The sequence below is a fragment of the Thioalkalivibrio sp. ALJ3 genome (genome assembly GCF_000377205.1).
Lineage (GTDB): Bacteria > Pseudomonadota > Gammaproteobacteria > Ectothiorhodospirales > Ectothiorhodospiraceae > Thioalkalivibrio.
In genome coordinates this window covers 324,003-340,639 of record NZ_KB897905.1, presented here as the reverse complement: position 1 = coordinate 340,639, position 16,637 = coordinate 324,003, and the positions used below count along the sequence as shown (strand labels likewise).

The 16,637-nt window shown below is 63.2% G+C and carries 17 protein-coding genes; 7 read left to right on the top strand and 10 right to left on the bottom strand.

The genetic code is table 11. From position 1 onward, the window contains the following. Positions 1-6: 6 nt before the first annotated feature. Genes C935_RS0101705 through C935_RS0101695 form a run of 3 tightly spaced genes read right to left on the bottom strand, consistent with a single transcriptional unit; the run spans position 7 to position 2,551 of the window. Positions 7-609, bottom strand: a complete 603-nt coding sequence (locus C935_RS0101705; protein WP_018860786.1) for a hypothetical protein — start codon at positions 607-609, stop codon at positions 7-9. Next, positions 606-1,748 carry a glycosyltransferase gene (locus C935_RS0101700; protein ID WP_018860785.1) on the bottom strand — a complete coding sequence of 381 codons (1,143 nt, stop codon included), beginning with the start codon at positions 1,746-1,748 and terminating at the stop codon, positions 606-608. Before C935_RS0101700 ends, C935_RS0101705 begins: the two co-directional genes overlap by 4 nt. Continuing rightward, positions 1,745-2,551: a 3-deoxy-D-manno-octulosonic acid kinase gene (locus C935_RS0101695; protein WP_369771383.1), complete on the bottom strand. Its 807-nt coding sequence runs from the start codon at positions 2,549-2,551 to the stop codon at positions 1,745-1,747. The genes C935_RS0101700 and C935_RS0101695 overlap by 4 nt, the downstream gene beginning before the upstream one ends. A 206-nt stretch (positions 2,552-2,757) precedes the next feature. On the opposite strand from C935_RS0101695, the gene C935_RS0101690 reads away from it, so the two are divergent. The 5 genes from C935_RS0101690 to C935_RS0101670 all read left to right on the top strand — a co-directional run bounded on the left by C935_RS0101690 (position 2,758) and on the right by C935_RS0101670 (position 7,948). Then, the gene (locus C935_RS0101690) at positions 2,758-4,143 is read left to right on the top strand and encodes an O-antigen ligase family protein (RefSeq protein WP_018860783.1); all 1,386 of its coding nucleotides are present in this window, start codon (positions 2,758-2,760) and stop codon (positions 4,141-4,143) included. A gap of 30 nt (positions 4,144-4,173) precedes the next feature. After that, positions 4,174-5,277, top strand: a complete 1,104-nt coding sequence (locus tag C935_RS0101685; protein ID WP_196800526.1) for a glycosyltransferase — start codon at positions 4,174-4,176, stop codon at positions 5,275-5,277. Then, on the top strand, positions 5,274-6,296 hold the full coding sequence (locus C935_RS0101680; protein WP_018860781.1) for an aminoglycoside phosphotransferase family protein: 1,023 nt from the start codon (positions 5,274-5,276) through the stop codon (positions 6,294-6,296). The genes C935_RS0101685 and C935_RS0101680 overlap by 4 nt, the downstream gene beginning before the upstream one ends. A gap of 3 nt (positions 6,297-6,299) precedes the next feature. Continuing rightward, positions 6,300-7,049, top strand: a complete 750-nt coding sequence (locus C935_RS12670) for a hypothetical protein (RefSeq protein ID WP_038040133.1) — start codon at positions 6,300-6,302, stop codon at positions 7,047-7,049. A gap of 197 nt (positions 7,050-7,246) precedes the next feature. Continuing rightward, the gene (locus C935_RS0101670; RefSeq protein ID WP_196799759.1) at positions 7,247-7,948 is read left to right on the top strand and encodes a sulfotransferase family protein; all 702 of its coding nucleotides are present in this window, start codon (positions 7,247-7,249) and stop codon (positions 7,946-7,948) included. Between the two features lie 12 nt (positions 7,949-7,960). Here C935_RS0101670 and C935_RS0101665 read toward each other — a convergent pair whose 3' ends face one another. Beyond that, entirely contained in the window at positions 7,961-8,713 is a 753-nt protein-coding gene (locus C935_RS0101665) for a sulfotransferase family protein (protein WP_018860778.1), read from the bottom strand. 159 nt (positions 8,714-8,872) lie between these two features. Between C935_RS0101665 and C935_RS0101660 the strand changes: the two genes are divergently transcribed. Together C935_RS0101660 and C935_RS0101655 are read left to right on the top strand one after the other, a co-directional pair. Next, positions 8,873-9,946, top strand: coding sequence for a glycosyltransferase (locus C935_RS0101660; RefSeq protein WP_255349365.1), 1,074 nt, complete (start codon positions 8,873-8,875; stop codon positions 9,944-9,946). Between the two features lie 52 nt (positions 9,947-9,998). Further along, positions 9,999-10,766 (top strand): sulfotransferase family 2 domain-containing protein, encoded by a 768-nt coding sequence (locus tag C935_RS0101655; protein WP_018860776.1) that lies wholly within the window; start codon positions 9,999-10,001, stop codon positions 10,764-10,766. Between the two features lie 41 nt (positions 10,767-10,807). Here the strand turns inward: C935_RS0101655 and C935_RS0101650 are convergent, their stop codons facing one another. From C935_RS0101650 to C935_RS0101625, 6 genes are all read right to left on the bottom strand, one after another. After that, positions 10,808-11,698, bottom strand: coding sequence for a sulfotransferase (locus tag C935_RS0101650; protein ID WP_018860775.1), 891 nt, complete (start codon positions 11,696-11,698; stop codon positions 10,808-10,810). Further along, entirely contained in the window at positions 11,695-12,579 is an 885-nt protein-coding gene (locus C935_RS0101645) for a sulfotransferase domain-containing protein (protein ID WP_018860774.1), read from the bottom strand. The genes C935_RS0101650 and C935_RS0101645 overlap by 4 nt, the downstream gene beginning before the upstream one ends. 2 nt (positions 12,580-12,581) lie before the next feature. Further along, positions 12,582-13,316 (bottom strand): sulfotransferase family 2 domain-containing protein, encoded by a 735-nt coding sequence (locus C935_RS0101640; RefSeq protein WP_018860773.1) that lies wholly within the window; start codon positions 13,314-13,316, stop codon positions 12,582-12,584. An 83-nt stretch (positions 13,317-13,399) separates the two neighbouring features. Next, positions 13,400-14,524 carry a glycosyltransferase gene (locus C935_RS0101635; RefSeq protein ID WP_018860772.1) on the bottom strand — a complete coding sequence of 375 codons (1,125 nt, stop codon included), beginning with the start codon at positions 14,522-14,524 and terminating at the stop codon, positions 13,400-13,402. After that, complete coding sequence (locus tag C935_RS0101630) at positions 14,517-15,614, bottom strand: glycosyltransferase family 9 protein (RefSeq protein WP_026278582.1); 1,098 nt, start codon at positions 15,612-15,614, stop codon at positions 14,517-14,519. Before C935_RS0101630 ends, C935_RS0101635 begins: the two co-directional genes overlap by 8 nt. Then, complete coding sequence (locus C935_RS0101625; protein WP_018860770.1) at positions 15,601-16,608, bottom strand: lysophospholipid acyltransferase family protein; 1,008 nt, start codon at positions 16,606-16,608, stop codon at positions 15,601-15,603. The genes C935_RS0101630 and C935_RS0101625 overlap by 14 nt, the downstream gene beginning before the upstream one ends. Between the last annotated feature and the right edge of the window lie 29 nt (positions 16,609-16,637).

Here is a 16,637-nt window from a genome sequence, read left to right as displayed (position 1 = left end):
GGTGTGTCAGGAATCCGCGGGATTGCGTCGGGCATTCAGCGAGCCCAGGGTATGCAGCAGGGTCTCGTCGACGTCGCGTTGCGGGGGCTGGCGGCGCAGCCAGTTGCGGTGCACGAACTGGATCTCTCCGACCACCTGTGGGACACCGACCAAGCGGGCCACCGCCAGCCGGTGATTGCCGTTCGCCACCTTAATGAATTCGCCGTCCGGGCCGATTGCCACGCCAATCTCGTCCTTGCCCAGACCGGCCACATATCCATTCTCGGCCATGCTTCGAGCCAGCCCGCGGTATCGTTCGAGGTACTTGTCCAGGGAGCGGGCGATCTTGTCCTCGGCCTGGTCCGCGGTCTTGCCCCGCTCCCGATAGTAGTACCGCAGCGCGTTGATGTGTTCGTCTCGGTTGCGCCCTTCGTTCAGCAGGTGTTCCAGCAGTCCGTAGATCGGGTGCTGGTCAAAGGGTTTGGTCCGCCGGTGCCATTGTCCGCGACGCACGCCCCGGGGAAGGAGCAACCCATCCATGAAGAACCGGGCCTTGGTCGCCGGGTCGCGCTTGTCGAGATACCGCTCGAGATTTTCGGTGGGCAGATCGATGAGGATGGGGGCTTTCATGGGGTGTTGGTGTCCGGCTTTAAGGTCGATACGAGGCCCAGCGCATCCAGGTAGGCGCGGGCGCTCTTTTCAACGGTGTAGTCGGCGACCGCCTGCTGGAGCTGGGCCGGTTCGGTCGGTGCATCCAGCCCTCGGGCCATACCATCGGCCAGTGCAGCAGCATCGCCTACAGGAACGAGCGGTCCAAAGCGCCCGCCGTCGAGGATGCCGCGTGGACCACTGGGACAGTCCGTGGCGACGACCGGCGTCCCGAGTGCCATGGCCTCGACCAGGACGTTGGGCGAACCCTCGAAGCGTGATGACAGGACCAACAGGCTGGCCGTACGCATGAACGGATACGGGTTGGCGCGGAAGCCCGCCAGATCGACATGGTCCGCGATATCCAGTTCCCGCCCCAGGTTTTGCAGTCGGGCCCGCTCGGGCCCTTCTCCCAGGATGATCAGCCGACAGGTGCGCTGAGCGTGTAACCGAGCGAAAGCCCGAAGGAGCGTCGCGAAATCCTTCTGCGGTTTCAGACGACCGACGGCCAGCACGACCGGTGTCTCTTCCAGGGCGGCCGGATCCAGCCAGGGATGATCTGCGACCTGCCCCGCGCGTTCAGGCAGCTCCGGGGAGATCACCGGGTTGGGAATCACGCGGAACCGCTCCGGCGGGATGCTGCCGATGCGGGCGAGGTCCTCCGCGACCGGACCCGCTACCGCAACGATCGCATCCGCCTGCGGGTACAGCCGCCTGACAGGGCGATAACGGAGCAGCCTTTGCAACGAGGTCTTGCCGGCAAGCGAACCGCTCAGGTGCATGCCCATCCGGAGAACGACCCTTGTGGGTACCCGCGCCAGACGCCGTGCATGCAGGGCCACGCGGCCGGCACGGTCCTTGGCGGCCAGTAATGCCGCCGGGCGTTGACGGCGGAGATAACCGATGACGGCGGGCAGCGCCAGCAGAGAGGTTCGTGCGTCCAGCCGGATCACGTTCACGGCCTCGGGGATTTGTTCGAGATGACCGCCACGCGCCTTCAGCAACAGAAGGTCAACCTGGATGCCGGCATCCACGAAGCCTCGCAGAAGATGGTTCATCATCTTCTCGACACCACCATCGCCGGTGTAGGACACGAGCACAGCCAGCCGCCTGGTCGTCATGCCGGTTTTCGTTCGTCGTTGTAGCCCTGCAGCAGATGGGACCAGCCTCTGGCTCCTCGCTCCCGTGTGCCGGACCACTTGGCCAGCGAACGCTGTAGCCGGGTCAGGTTACGCTTCAGCCCTCGATGGACGCCGAGGCGACCCCGGTCCCAGTCGATCAGCCAGACCTCGTCACCTGGTCCGACCAGGATGTTGCGAACATTGAGGTCGGCGTGCCAGGTGCCGGCATTGTGGAAACGGGCAACGGTGGTCCCGATTCCGCGCCACAGGGCCGGGGTGTCGAGTTCTTCCCGGATGTATTCATCAAGCGGCAGGGCCTTTGGGATAGCGGTGGTGATCAAGTCCCCCGAATACCACAGGCTGTGGCGGACGACCCGGGCTGCGACAGGGCGGGGGACCGGGAGACCGAGATCATACAAGGCACGCAGCAGGTGCCATTCCTGCAATGGGCGTGTGCGCGCGAGGCCGGTCCACCAGTAGTGGTCTTCCGACAGTCTGGCGATCCAGCCGCCGCGCCAGTAGTGCCGCAATACAAGGTCGAGTTCTTCGTGCCTGAGGAAGTGGGTGGTCCGGCGCCCGGTACGGGTTGCGGTTATAGCCCCCTGCTGACGCAGCCTCTGTGGCTGAAACAACTCCTCGGAAACCGTTGGGAGCAGTGACGTGTCGTGCAGGATCCACCGGTTTCGGGCCAGGCGCTCGAGGCATGTGCCGGGCGATGTCGGGGCATGGTTTGCCGCGTCCGGCGCCAATGCGCGGGCGTCAGGCCGATGGCGCGGAATGTGAACGCGGTTATCGTCTGGCATCGGGCAATCGCAACGGGCGCCTCGCATCGGTTTCTCTGGTTGTGATCCGGACCCATGATGGGGACGTGACGATGGGCGCTGTTGGGCTGTACCCCCTGTGAGCACCCATTATACTGGCGACCGATTTTCCATGAGTCAGATGCCGCCCCGAAAGGTGGTCGGTTTCTACGCCTGCACGAACAACCAACGAGACTCGCATGACAGCAATGAACGGGCGCGCCGTGCCCATGAATTCCACTGGGCTATCACAGGGCGGGCTTCGCTATGCGGCTATCGCCTGTGTGTATGTGTTCGCCTTCCTGTCGCCGCTCAGCATTACGCTGGGGCAGCTTGCCCAGTTCGGTATGCTGATCATCACCGCTCTTGTAGTAGTGCGCCACTGGCAGGGTGTCATTCGTAGCCCGGTGTTCTGGATTGCCGTGGCATTTATCGTCTATGTGCTTTTGCGAGGGTTGTCGGCGGCCTTTATCGAACAGCCGGAGCTGTCCAGCGAACATCTGGACGGTATGGGGACCTGGGTCCGTATCCTTGCATTACCCGTACTGATTCTGGCCATGGCGCTGGTGGCCACTGGCGACTGGTTGCGTCACGCCGTGGGTGCCCTGGTAGTAATGGCCCTTGGGTTTCTCTTCTTCGAAATACTGCCCACGTGGTCCTGGGAAGACTTCAATCAGGCCCTCACCGGAACCTTCCGCTACATATTCGGTATGGGGCATTCGCGGGCCGCCCTGGCGATGGGGGCGATGCTGATCGGCCTGTTGATGTTCGTGCCGGCTTTGCTACTGGGTAATGGCGTCCAACCCCGGGCGCGCGGCACTTGGGCTATTGCGTTCCGCGCCAGCGGTGTTCTGGTGGCCGTGGTCATGCTCCTGGTCGCCATTTTCGTCACCAAGTCGCGCACAGGATGGCTGTCCCTGATCGTGGCCTTGTCAGTGTTGGCCATTCTGCTGGCCTGGCACTTCCGCCGCGAGCTGCGCCGTCCACCCGTGATGGCAGGATTGCTGGTCTTGGTGGCCCTGTTTGCTTCCGGGGTCCACTTTGCCTGGGACGAGATCGAACGTCGTGCGATGGACCGAGCGGACGCGATTGGTGAGATCCTGGCCATGGAGAGCCTGGAAGATGCCTGGGAGTTCGAGGATGGCAATGTCGGAGCCCGCGGTGCGTACAAGGTGTTCGCCATCCAGCTGTGGCTCGACCGCCCAATGACGGGATGGGGCCCCGGAGATCCCTACCACATGATGGCAGAGCGCCCTCTGCCACCGGTGCTTGAAGGTCGCTCGGGGCATTTTCATGACGCCCACGTGGAATTGCTTTCGCGCCTGGGCGGAATTGGATATGTCCTGATGATCGCGTTCTTCATAGCCATCATCTGGGAGGCCTTTCGCCAGGTACGCGCGCGGCCGCGCACGGATCGCGTAGGGTTGGGGCTGGCATTTACGACGATCGGTTTCGTGCCTTTCATGCTGGTGGCGATGCTGGGCACGTATTTTCTCGATTCATTCAAGCAGATCCACTTGTATACGATGTTCCTGGCGCCAATGGTTGCCGCGGCCCTGGCCCGGCACATTAACGCCCCCCGCACAAACGGATGACGTGGCGTGCCGGATATCGTGCTTTTCGGGATGTTTCGGCCGTGGGGAGGTACCTATCGGCGGCTGATGAATCAGATCCACGTGTGGACGCGCGAGGGCTGGTCGGTGGAGTTGGTGACTTTCCGCGACGGGGAGATGTTTTACCCCGACGAGATGCCATCATCGGTGGCGTGCGTGCACCTTGGTACCCGCGGGAAATTCGCGACTACTCTGGCCCTTTGGCGCTACCTGCGACGACGTCGGCCGCGGGTGATCCTCTCGGTGAACCATATCACCAACATGATCCTGGCTCAGGTGAGCATGCTGCCGGATACGGGGGCGAAGCGCTTCCTGAGCGTACCCAATACCTTTGGTGAATCGGAAAAGCTGGCGGCTGAGCCGCTGCGGCGGGAACGGAAGTTCCGTCAGATTCGTCGCTGGTATCCGCGTTCGCACGGGGTAATCGCCGTTTCCGACGGTGTGCGTGATGATCTGGTGGATACCGTGGGCCTGAAAGGGGTGACCGTACAGCGTATTTACAGTGGCTCGGTGGCCCCGTCTACGCTGGAGCGGGCCTGTGAGTCCGTGGACCATCCCTGGTTAGTCAACAAGACCTGCCCCGTGATCTTGTCAGCAGGGCGCCTGGTGCCGCAAAAGGATTACCCGACCTTGCTGCGCGCATTTGCCCGCCTGAGGGAACGGCGCGAGGCAAGGCTGATCATTCTCGGCAAGGGGCGCGAGGAAGCTGCCCTGAGGGCCCTCGCCAGGGAACTGGGTATCGAGGGCGACCTGGATCTGCCGGGCTTCGTCTCCAATCCCTATGCATGGATGGCGCGTTCTGACGTGTTTGCGCTGTCCTCTCGCTGGGAGGGTCTGGTCAATGTGGTGATGGAGGCCCTGGGACTCGGCGTGCCCGTGGTGTCGACCGATTGCCCCAGTGGACCGCGCGAGATCCTCGCCGATGGTCGTTTTGGCACCCTGGTGCCGATGCAGGATCCCGAGGCCCTTGCCGATGCCCTGGATCGTACGTTGCGTGGCGAGGGGCCCGCGTTCGAGCGCGAGGATGCGGTGCGCCCCTTTCGGGCGGAAACGGCCGCCCGGGCATACCTCGACTTTTTCGGCCTGGCGTCTCCGGGGCAGGGGATGCCGCGTTGAAGGGTCTTTTCGCCCAATGGAAGCAGGCGCGGCAAACGCGGCTCAAGCTGCGCTGGGTGGAACCGGAGCTGACGCGAGGAGAATGGCAGGTGTCCGCGGGTGTGGCCTACTGCCCAAAGGACGGCGTTCACCCCGATGCGTATCAGAAAAGGCTTCTGCGTTCCGCCGGACAGGGCCATGCCGGGCGCAAGCGCGGGCTGCAGGCAGGAGGTGCTGCCGGGACCTGCGATACGCTGATTGCGCGTAGCGACTGGACATTGCTGGTGGATCGAGAGCGGCGCTGGATGCTTCGGGTAACCGATCGCCCGGGGCAGGTCGACAGGCTGTTACGCCATGCACAGTGGCTGGCACGGTCCTATCCCTGCCCCGAGATTCACCAGGCCACGGTGGAGATCCCGGGTGCTTTTGCCGTCCGTGAATCCTTTGTCGATGGTGTTCCTGTCCGTGATGCGGACGAAGCGCAATGGGATCCGGTATATCGCCAGTTGTTGGCCAGTTGCGAGCACCATGTCGAGCATTGCGAGGGTTGTTTCGACCTCGATCGGGTCTGGAGCGAGGTTCGACGATGGAACCTTCCGGGTTGGTTGCGCAGGGCGCTGGATCAGTATGAGACGGGTGTCGAACATGTCCTGCGCGAGGCGCCCCTGCTCGAATGCCACGGCGACTGTCACAACGGGAATGTCTTTGTTCGTCCGGATGGCCGTGTTGTGCTGATCGACCTGGAACGGGTGCAACCGTTACCTTTTTTCTACGACGCGCTGTCGCTCCTGCGCGGGACCGCGCCGGTGAATGCTGCGTTGCGCACAAACTATCTGCGGGGCGACTACGACCCGGAAATGGCTTCTTTGTGGCATTCCGCCGGGCGCGAATGGTGCCCGGAGCACCGCGTTGCCTCGCTGCTGTCGATGGCGCTCGCGCATGCCTTTCGCCCCCAGTTTGCGAGCGCTGCTTCGCACAAGCGTCGAGACAAGTTTGTGGGTGCCAGCGAAAAGCTGCGCTCTGCTCTCAGGGTGGATTAACGCATGCGTCGACTGGAATTGATGGGGCCGCCTGGTGTGGGCAAGACCGCGCTGCTCGGACCTCTCCAGGCAGAATGGAAACGTCGGGGTATCGAGGCCGCATCTCCACGATTACTTCCGCTGTGGACCTATCAGGAGCGTCAGGGCGCGGGCGCTTTCCGGCGACGGTTTGAGGCGGCCCTGTACGCCCGCAAGGGTCTGCAACGATGGATGCGCCCCAAGCTTGAGAAGGAGATGGTGCGTCACGAGTTCCGATCCCTGCGCGAGGCCGGATCCCCATGGCCCGAGTTCTTGCGTCTGGCGCTGGTGCGCGGTGGCGAGTCGGAGGGAGGAGAGGCGCTTGCGCTGGAACGGATGCAGAGCTTCATGGGTAGTGTCGCACTGGCACGAGCGACCGAACGGTTGCCGGGAAACACTTGGATTCCGTTTGACGAAGGACTTGCCCAGCGGGCCATTAGTCTGGGTCAGGGGGCGTCGCCGGAACAGGTCCAGGCCTATCTGGACAGCATGCCGGCCCCGGACGCGCTGGTTCTGGTGGTCGCCCCGCCCGATCTCGTGAATGCGCGCCTGCGCCAGCGCAACCCGGACGTAACACGTTTCCACGAAATGGTTGAGCAGGCTCTCGACATTACCGAGATTGCTGCGAGCATCTGCGGCGACAGGGGCATCCCGCTTGTGCACCTGGATTCGAGCGCGCCCCCTGACAAGGCGGCCCGATTTCTCGCGGACAGTCTGGAACATAACGAAGGTTAGGCTGGGCGTGGTACCACCCCGATGGAAGGGGACGGCGTTCCAGCGCCCCTTTGCGGGGAACCCTTACGCTGCCTCGCATCTCGGCCGCGGTGATATCGAGTACTGTTATGGCAAAACACACACCGAGTATCCGTAAGAGGCTGACTCGTTCCAAAGTCGCGTGGCTGACCGCTACGCGAGGACTGCGGGTGGCCACCATGGACCGCGCTCATGTCTATCCTGACCTGGGGTTGATCTATAACCGGATCAAGAAGTCGGGTAACTCAAGCATTTCCCTCTACTTGAACGAGCTGGTGGCGGGCGAAAGCATTTCAGCGGGCACGCCGATGACGCGGGCGGCCTATCGGTCGGAGCTGAAAAGCGCGCGCAGTTCGGGGAAGCGACTGGATGATCTCTCGGTTCGGGAACTCCTGGCGGCGCGCCGTTACTACCGATTTACCATTTTTCGTAATCCCTACGCGCGCTGCCTTTCGGGCTTTCTGGACAAGGTGGCATCGGCCAAGTCTCGATATTCCTGTTTTCCGGGGGCCGGGCGTCAGGATGCGGACGGTTTTTCCGAATTCGTTGGGTTCCTCGAGACGGGCGGTCTTTGGGTAAACAAGCATTTCTGGCCGCAGTGCGACCTGCTGATGGCGCCTCCGGATGAGTTCGATCATGTCGGTCAGCTGGAAAACCTGAGGGAGGAGATGAAGCGGGTGTGTGCGGCGGTGGGTGTAACACTCCCAGTGTCACTGGACCTGAGCAAGCCCCATTCGCTGGAGCGCAGCTATCAGGGCAAGGTTCAGGGTGCGGCGGGCCGAGTGGCTGAGTTCTACGACGACTCGCTCTATCCGCGTGTGGCCGCCTTGTATCAGCAGGATTTTACCGTTGGGCGATATGATCCGGCCTGGCGACCGTAACGTTGGCGTGCCTCACTCGTTCGGTTCGAGTGCGTAGTCGAAGGCTTCGAAATCTTCACGGTACAGTTTGCGGATGCGGTCGATCTCGGGTCCGCCATAGTAGTCCGCAAGTTTGTTGGACGAGCCAGTCCGGTGAGGATCCCAGTTGTGTACCTCTGCAAGGGATTCGGTCCCGAAGAGCTTTTCAACCAGCGCTGGGAGATCGCTGTCGATGCGCTCCAGCCTGCCCGTGAAATCCAGCCGGCTGCGGTCGCGGGGTAACAAACTGACCTGGGGTGCCCAGTGGGGACCACGATAAAGGGCTCCGTTTTCCAGGCGCTGGAGGAAATCGGCAAAACTGAGGGGCGCTCCATTCTGCACTGACCCAGTGCCAAGGTTCTTCGCTGCGGGCGGGCGGTCGCGCATGATCTTGTCGAGATAGGCGGACAGGGTGCGATGAAAGGGGTTGCGCACAAAGGTGAACAGGAAATAGTTGCGCCAGGCCTCGCGGCTGCGCATCAGTCCGATGTCGCGGGGATGGCGATAAACACCGATCTTGTCGCCGGAGGCCTGGACTGCCTCGCGCTGTTCGTCGGTGATCGACGGGTCATAGCGCAAGAGGGTGTTTCCGACGGTGGAGTGTCCGGCCTTGGGAATCCGGTAAAACACAAAGCGTTGCGACGTGGATACCAGGATGCGGGGGTTGACGCGATGCTTCTGTACTCGACCATCAAGGCTGGATAGGAGCGGATTGAACCGCTCACTGAAGAAGCGTGAGGCGTGCATAGTTCACGAATTGTAGCACGCTCATGTCCCCTCTCTCCCCTGCAGGCTGGCCCGCCGATGCCCATCCGCGGGCCGACGCGGGTCAGCGTTTCCAGGGCGTCTGCGCTATCATCGGTCGCGTCTAATGGAGGGCAGGTGTTGGGAAAACCACGGGTCGCGATCCTCTCGCCCTTCAAGGCGTGGGGCGGTATTGAGCGCAAAATGGTGATCCTGTGTCGGGAGTTCCTCGCGCAGGGGGTGCAGCCGCAGCTGATCCTTACGCGCGGGGGCGTAGTCCCGTATCCCGACGAAATACCATCCGAGGTGGATGTGGTCGATCTTGCCAGTGGCGGAAAGCTGGACAGCATTCGCAAGCTGGCACGTCTATTGAAAGAAGACCCGCCCGATGCCCTGCTAACCGCCAAGGATCACGCAGCCAAGGTTGCCGTTATTGCGCGCCGGTTGTCAGGCTGCCCTGTGCCGGTATTCGTGAAGGTCACCAATACTCCGAGCCAGACGCTCCGGCGGCGTTTCAAGCGCTGGACGGCGCGGCTTTTGTATCGCCAGGCGGATTGTGTGATTGCGATCTCCGAAGGCGTACGGGACGACCTGACCACGCATTTTGGCATGCCCACGGACAAGGTCCAGGTGATCTACAACCCGACCGTGACGCCCGATATTCCCGAGCGCGCCGCAAACGCGGTCGACCACCCCTGGTTTCAAGGTGAGGGCCCGCCCGTGATCGTGGGTGCGGGCCGGCTGACTGGGCAGAAGGATTTCGCCACCCTGATTGAGGCCTTTGCCTGTCTGACAGCGCGCCAGCCAGCCCGACTGGTGATCCTGGGCGATGGCCCACTACGCGAGTCACTGCGGCAGCGGGCAGAGCAACTCGGCGTGTCCGAGGCGGTGGATCTGCCCGGGTACGTGCCGGATCCCATCCCGTACTTTGCCCGTGCGGCGCTGTTTGTATTGTCGTCCCGGTATGAAGGGCTCGGTAATGTGATCGTGGAGGCCCTGGCGGCGGGCGTGCCCGTGGTCGCTACAGACTGTCCGTCTGGTCCGCGCGAGATTCTCCGGAACGGGCGTGTGGGGCGACTGGTTCCGGTCGGAGATGTCGAGGCGATGTGCCATGCGATGGATGCGACCCTCTGCGATCCTCCGAGGAGCGATGTGTTGCGTGATGGGCTGGATCGCTTTCGCAGTGACCGGGTTGCGCTGCAGTACCTGCAGGTGATGGGGCTCAAATCGACATGAATCTCGTGGAGTCGGGAGTCGCGAACCAGGTTGTTATGCGAGGAGTGCAGGGATGATCATCAGCCATCGGCATCGCTTCATCTTCATCCACTGCCGCAAGGTCGCCGGCAGTTCGATGAAGGTCTCTCTCGCGCCGCATCTCGGTCCGGACGACGTGATGCTGGGTAGTGTCCACGAGAGCATTCAGGCAGAGGGGGCTATGCAGCCCTGGATGCGGCGCCAGCTTCTGACACCTCTTGGTATTTCCGAACTCTGGAGCGCAATGCTCAAGCGGCGGGGCTGGGCATCGGCGCTGAACAAAGTAATGAAAAAGCGCTTCAAACGGGAATTCGGGCTGTCCTCCTCGTCGCATCCCCCGGCGGTGGAGATACGCGATGCCATGCCCGATATCTGGCGTGACTACTACAAATTCTGTTTTGTCCGGAATCCGTACGAACGCGCGGTGTCGGATTACCTCTATCGCACACGGAAGGATGAAGCGCCCCCGAGTTTTAGCGGTTTTCTGAGCGAGGTGATCGCCGACGCCCGCTCGGGGCGGCAAAAGCATGACAATTGGCCGATGTACACCATCAATGACGAGGTGGCCGTGGACTTTGTCGGGCGTTACGAAAACCTGGAGGCCGATTTCCGGCACGCCTTGTCGCAGGTTGGCATCGAGGGCGTGGACACCCTGTCATCGGCCAAGCGGCGTACCTACCCCAAACCCTGGCAGGAGTACTACGGCCCGGAGGAACGGGAGAAGGTGGAGCAACTGTTCAGCCAGGAGATCGAGTACTTCGAATACTCGTTTACCGACCGAGGCGCGTCAGGGCCCCAATAAACATTCAAAGCGATCGCGCGTGCTGTCTGGCTGGGGGCAGTTCATCCGCCATGGGGCCGCGAGTCATAACCCTGGGCCTGCAGGGTTTGGCGGTGGTGCTCCGCAAACTCGCGCAATTGCTCGTCCTGGTGCCAGGCGTGAGCCCGATCAGGGCGGAAGCTTGCCGCTGTCGCTGCCAGCTGTGCGGGATCGAGCGGGCACCCGCAGAATCGCAGGGCCGCGTCCAGCGTACCTTCTGGCTCGGTGAGCAGTGCCTCGTAGGAAATTTCCAGGCCCCGGTCTCCCAACGTCTGCAGGTGTTGGCGCGCCCTCGTCACATAAAGGGCCCAGAGATCGAGCCCGCCCTCCAGCGTGCCGCAACGAACTTGGGGCGCGAATCCTCGGCGCCCTGGTCCGAAGGGGTTCATCCGATACATCTGGCGATACTGCCGGTAGCGGCGCGTGCGTTTGTTGAACACATCGCGACGGCGTGTGAGCAGACTCGCGGCTACATCGGCGCCGTGGCGAACGATGTGGAGGACACGGGCAGAGGGAAAGAGCTCCAGCCACAGCGGCAGCGTGAATGTGTTGCGGGGATCTTTCCATCCCCATGGAGTTTGCTGGCGGCTCAGGCCCCACCCCCGCAGGCTTCGCTGTAGCCCCAGGAATCGCAGACTGGACGGACCGTCGACCGTGTCGCGCATGTAGTCCAGAAGCCAGGGCTGGAGTGCCTCGTCTGCGAGCAGCCAGTCGAGGGATTCGGGCCGGTCCCAGGTGGCGGACGCTTCGCGAAAAAGCCAGGCATTGATTGCGTTGGTGAAGGCCGCCTCCTCGTTGCGGCTGGCGCCAACGCCCATGAAGAAGCCGGACTCCTGCAGAACCCGGGTGAGGAGGCTCGTACCCGATCGGTGCATGCCGATGATGATGACGGGCGGTTGTGCTCGGGTGCTCATGGCGCAGCCGCATCCGGGGTTGGGGGGCGGTTGGCTTCGTTATGCGCTGGCGTGCCCTGGTGCCTGTATCTTTCGAACCAGGGGTCCAGGCGCAAGGCGATGACATCTTCTACGTGCTGGAGACTCTTCCCGTCGAGGTATTCGCGGTAGCCCCCCACCTCGCCTTTCCGGGTCTTGTAGCTGTCGGAATCGTCCTGGTCGCGGGCGGCGAGGGCGCTGGAGCCCATCGCATTGCTGGCCTCCAGTTGGCGCATGTTGTCGAACCGGCCGTACTCGACTGCCTGCGCGATTACCGTATCGCTCACTCCGTGGATGCCCATGAAGTCCAGCACCCGACGTAGTTCGCCCGCGGTATCGGCGTGAAGGTCCTCATAGGTCAATAGCAGGAAGTCTTCGGGTACGTGGCGGTTGCGCGCCCAGATGGAGTAGAAATCCACGATGGTCTCGATGCCGCCGCGGCGTTCGTGGACGTAGTCGTCCATGGTCCCCTCGTAGTTCGCGTTGCGCCGGGTCTTCTGGAAATAGGAAGAGACCAGAACGTCGCGGGGGTCGCGGGCCATGAATACGACTTTCTTGCGGGCGTAGGCGGACTTGTCGGTATCAAGCTCCTCGGGGTACTGGAATTCGGGGCCGCCGTCATGGTGTTGGAGGATGTACGGAATATCACGCCATGGCTTGCAGTAGCCGCGCAGGCGCAAGGGTTTGCGCAGGCGGATGCCGTAGTGGAGCTCCAGGGCCTTGCTGAGCAGAACGACCAGCCAGGTGCGGCCGCATTTGGGGTAGGAGACGATGTGGACATCGGCGCGCCAGCGCCGCCAGCGTCGGCGGACCAGTTGGACCAGTCGGCGCGCCGGACCCCGCTTGCGCGTGATTGCAGCCACGTTCAGGCGTCCTCGAAGCGGTAGCCGAGGACAGATATCTCGTGGTGGCAGACGCGCTCAATGATGGCGCGGTCCTCTGGCCCAAGGACTTCGCTGTAATGCCGGCTGTCCTTGCGAAAGCCGCCCTTCGCGCGGTAGGTCGGTAGCGAGATGTCACCATCCATGTCCAGTTCGGACTGCAGGGCCTCCAGGTCGGCACTCAGCGTCTCGTAGCGCAACACCTTGTGAACGGCCAATTCGTCATTGATCGTGTAATGCCCCCAGTTGCTCAACCAGTGGGGCTTGTGCTGCTCCATCCAGGCCAGGTATTCGCTCAAGCTGGGGAACTCGGTACGCCCCTTGCTCTCCCAGCGGTGCTTTTGCCACCAATAGCGGGACAGGGCGCGATCCCAGGGATTTCGCTCGACCGTGAAACGATAATAGCGGTTCCATTTGTCTTCCCCGAGCAGGTCGCGAATCTCGGGTGCTCGGGTGTGCTGACCGTAGCTGGCCCGTTGCCCGCGCGTGAGCAACCGCCGCCACTCCTTGAAGCCGCGATGCCTGGAAACGGGTTTGAGGTAATTGATGGGGCCGATGCCCCCTTCCTGACGCCGGAATGATTCCTCGCCGCGGTTTTCGCTGAGCGGGGTCACGATGTCCTGAGGGCCGCATACGCGTGAAAGCCCGATTTCGAGGCTGCTACCCGCGGTCTTGCGTGTCTTGATGAATACGAACTGATGGCGGTGGGAAATTATCACGCGTTTTGAAGCCCTTGCTGGTGGCGCATGCGGGAGGCGAGATTAGAGCACAGGGTTTCTGCGCCGGACAATTCAGCGGTGCATTACGGGGCGAGCCTCAGCGCCTTCAGGTAGGCCCGCGCTGAGGCTTCTGCGGTGAAAGGGAGAGTAGCCGCCTGCAGGGTGGCCGGGTCTGGCGGTGTGGTCAGCAGGGTGTCCAGGGCCTGAGCCAGGGCCTCGATGTCGCCTATGGGCACAACGGGGCCCAGGGTGCCCTGGTCCAGTATTTCGGCGGGGCCGGAGGGACAGTCGGTGGCTACGCATGGGGTGCCGCAGGCGAGGGCTTCGATCAGCACGGCCCCGGACCCCTCGCGTTTGGATGTGAGTGCGAATGCGTTGGCGCGTGCCATCCAGGCGTAAGGGTTGTACTGGAAACCGGGTAGTCGCAGGTCCTGCTCCACCCCGAGATCTCTGGCGAGCTGTTCCAGATTCGTGCGTTCGCGGCCCTCGCCTAGAATGACCAGTCGCAGGGGGCGTCGCTGCCGGAGCTTGGCGAATGCGCGGATCAGGCTGGCAAAGTCCTTGCGCAGTTCCAGCGAACCCGCCCCGAGGACCACGGGGATCTTCTGGGTGCGGCTGTCTTGGAGCCACGGGTCTTCCAGAGGGGCGGCAGCTTGATCAATCAAGTCCGTGGATACGATCGGGTTGGGGATGACATGCAGCCGCTCGGCGGGAACGCCCGCTAGGGTGTTCAGATCGTGGCCGACTCCCTCGGAAGGTGCGACTACGGCGTCCGCCTGCGGATACCAGCGCTGCATCGAGTGCTGGAGGCGTCGGGCGCGGGAGGGCTTCATCTCGGCGAGGGTGGCGCTGATGGACATGCCCATGCGGATCGCCACCGGCATGCCGGGCCGGGTCAGGCGGCGTGCCAGGAGTGCGGTTCGGTTAAGTCGATGGCTGGCGGTGTATAGCGCCTGTGGGCGATGGCGCAGCAGGTAGACGATGAGGGCGGGCAGGGCCGTGTTGCGATGGGCGGCGCGCAGCGGTATCCGGCGTACGTTCGGGGGCAGGTCGTCGATATAGGGGCCATGTCCGCGCAGGGTCAGCAGATCGAATTCCAGGGAGTAGTGGCCAAATTCCCGGACGAGGTTGGCGACCACTCGATCGACCCCGCTATGCCCCGAGGTGGCAAACAGCAGGGCAACCCGGGGCGAGGGGGATTCAGGCATGGTTCGCCGTCGCCTCCACCAGCATATCCAGTTTCGCGGTGACGTCCGCGACCTTGATGCGGTCCATCACGGCGGGATTGCGGACCCGCTGTCCCCAGCGCAGCGCCTCCGGTAGCTTGCCGAAGGCCGCCTGGCAGGCCTCGGGGTATGCATTGACGACCCACTCACGGCTGCAGTACGGCCCCGTACGCTCGGGATTGGAACCGGCATAGAGTCCGATCACGGGTGTGCCGACTGAGTTGGCCATGTGGGCCGGGCCCGAGTCGGGTGAGATCACCACGTCAGCCCGTTCGAGCACCGCCAGTAGCTGTTTGAGGCTGGTTGTCCCGATCAGGTTAATGAGCGAGTGGCGGCAGTCGGAGGCGATGGCTTCGCCATAGTCTCGCTCCAGTTCGGTGGGGCCGCCGGTCAGCACGACGGTCATGCCGTGGTGCTCCACCGCATGTTCGGCGACGGCCGCGTAGTGTTCGGCGGCCCAGTTGCGAAAGTTGCGAAAGCGGGCGCTGGAACACGGGTTGATGACCAGGACGGGGCGGTCGGTGGGCAGGTGCCGAGCGGCCCATTCCCTCGCACTATCCGGGATCGGGATGTCCCAGCGCAGTTCGCGCTCCTGTACGCCCAGCGCCTCGGCAAAGCCGAAGAACGCGTCCAGCACGTGCTGGCGCGGCCGGGCGGCGATGCGCTCCCGGGTGAACAGCCACTGGAAGTCGCGTGCACGCTCACGGTCGAATCCGATCTTGCGCCGTGCCGGAATCTGCATCCCCATCAGGCTGGCGCGCAGGGAGACCTGCATCTGCAGGAGGGTGTCGAACTGGCGGCCCTTCAGGGCGCGTCGGAGGTCTGTGTAGGCACGTAGCCCCCGCGCCTTGTCGACCACGACGAACTCCACACCGGGCAGGTCTCCCAGCAACTGGTATTCGAGGTGCCCGATGATCCAGGTGATGCGGGTGCTGGGCCAGGCCTTTTGTAGCGAGCGCACCACGGGGACTACGTGCGTGGCGTCACCCAGCGCCGAGAGGCGCAGAAGTGCGATCTCCCGGGGCGGCCCCGGGGTCGATGGGGCTATGGTCGACTGGTCAGGAGTCGTCACCGGGCGTCTTCCGCTTGTTCTTCTTTTTGAGCTTGTTTTTCTGCCACGGCAGGCGACCGATGTGTTTGCTGCGAATGCCCGGATAGGGGTCCGGGGCTCCCTCGGGCTGGGTCTTGAAGCGTCGGTGTGCCCAGAAATATTGCTGCGGATAGGCTCGCACGGCCTCTTCCAGGACCTGGTTCATTCGCGCCGCATCCGCGGTTCGGTCGCCGGAGGGGTAGTTCTCCAGAGGCGGCCCGATCACGATCTCGTAGCCACCCTCCTGTGAGTCCACGCGATAGAACAACGGCAGCACGCGTGCCTTGCCCATGCTGGCGAGACGGGAAAGGCCGGTGGTGGTGGCCGCTGGCTGTCCAAAAAACGGGGCGAAGACCAGATCTGCCTGGCGAATGTTCTGATCGCCTGCATACCAGACCGGAACCCCGGCCTTGAGCGTGCGCAAAATGCCGCGGATGTCGTCCTTGGAGATCGCTCGGCTCAGGCTTTTTTCGCGCCCCTTCTTCATGGCGCGCTCGAGCACGGGTTTTTTCTCCATCGGTTTGTAGATCACGGCCATCTCGGCGCGCTGGCCGAACAGCCTTCCGGCCAATTCGATGCAACTGAAATGGCCGGACAGCAGAATCACGGGGGCGCCTTCTTCGGCGGCGGCACGCAGGTGATGCAGACCATCGATGCGGCAGGGAATCCGGTCGACGGCCTTGCCGCCTAGCCAGCCCAGGGCGACTTCGGCGAGGCCGCGCCCGGTATAGCGGAAGTTGGCGCGCACCCATTCCTCGCGCTGGGTTTCCGACAGCTCCGGGAAGCACAGCTCCAGATTTCGGCGTACGACGTAGCGGCGTGATTTCGCCACGTGGTAGAGCGCTCCGCCCAAGGTTTCGCCCAGGCCAATGGCCCAGCGCCACGGCAGGCGCGCAATAAGCCACAGAGCGGCGATCGCAGTGGTTTGCCCCCAGTTGGACGGGTGTAGGGCGTTGTCGCTACGCGGGCCTTTCATCGCGCGGGGCAGATCCTGTCAGGCAAGGG

Excerpts from the sequence above, each read along its gene's own strand:
- C935_RS0101655 (WP_018860776.1), top strand. The coding sequence starts at position 9,999 with ATGATCATCAGCCATCGGCATCGCTTCATCTTCATCCACTGCCGCAAG.
- C935_RS0101685 (WP_196800526.1), top strand. The coding sequence starts at position 4,174 with ATGTTTCGGCCGTGGGGAGGTACCTATCGGCGGCTGATGAATCAGATC.
- C935_RS0101670 (WP_196799759.1), top strand. The coding sequence starts at position 7,247 with ATGGACCGCGCTCATGTCTATCCTGACCTGGGGTTGATCTATAACCGG.
- C935_RS12670 (WP_038040133.1), top strand. The coding sequence starts at position 6,300 with ATGCGTCGACTGGAATTGATGGGGCCGCCTGGTGTGGGCAAGACCGCG.
- C935_RS0101665 (WP_018860778.1), bottom strand. The coding sequence starts at position 8,713 with ATGCACGCCTCACGCTTCTTCAGTGAGCGGTTCAATCCGCTCCTATCC.
- C935_RS0101695 (WP_369771383.1), bottom strand. The coding sequence starts at position 2,551 with ATGCCAGACGATAACCGCGTTCACATTCCGCGCCATCGGCCTGACGCC.
- C935_RS0101650 (WP_018860775.1), bottom strand. The coding sequence starts at position 11,698 with ATGAGCACCCGAGCACAACCGCCCGTCATCATCATCGGCATGCACCGA.
- C935_RS0101625 (WP_018860770.1), bottom strand. The coding sequence starts at position 16,608 with ATGAAAGGCCCGCGTAGCGACAACGCCCTACACCCGTCCAACTGGGGG.
- C935_RS0101705 (WP_018860786.1), bottom strand. The coding sequence starts at position 609 with ATGAAAGCCCCCATCCTCATCGATCTGCCCACCGAAAATCTCGAGCGG.
- C935_RS0101635 (WP_018860772.1), bottom strand. The coding sequence starts at position 14,524 with ATGCCTGAATCCCCCTCGCCCCGGGTTGCCCTGCTGTTTGCCACCTCG.
- C935_RS0101700 (WP_018860785.1), bottom strand. The coding sequence starts at position 1,748 with ATGACGACCAGGCGGCTGGCTGTGCTCGTGTCCTACACCGGCGATGGT.
- C935_RS0101690 (WP_018860783.1), top strand. The coding sequence starts at position 2,758 with ATGAACGGGCGCGCCGTGCCCATGAATTCCACTGGGCTATCACAGGGC.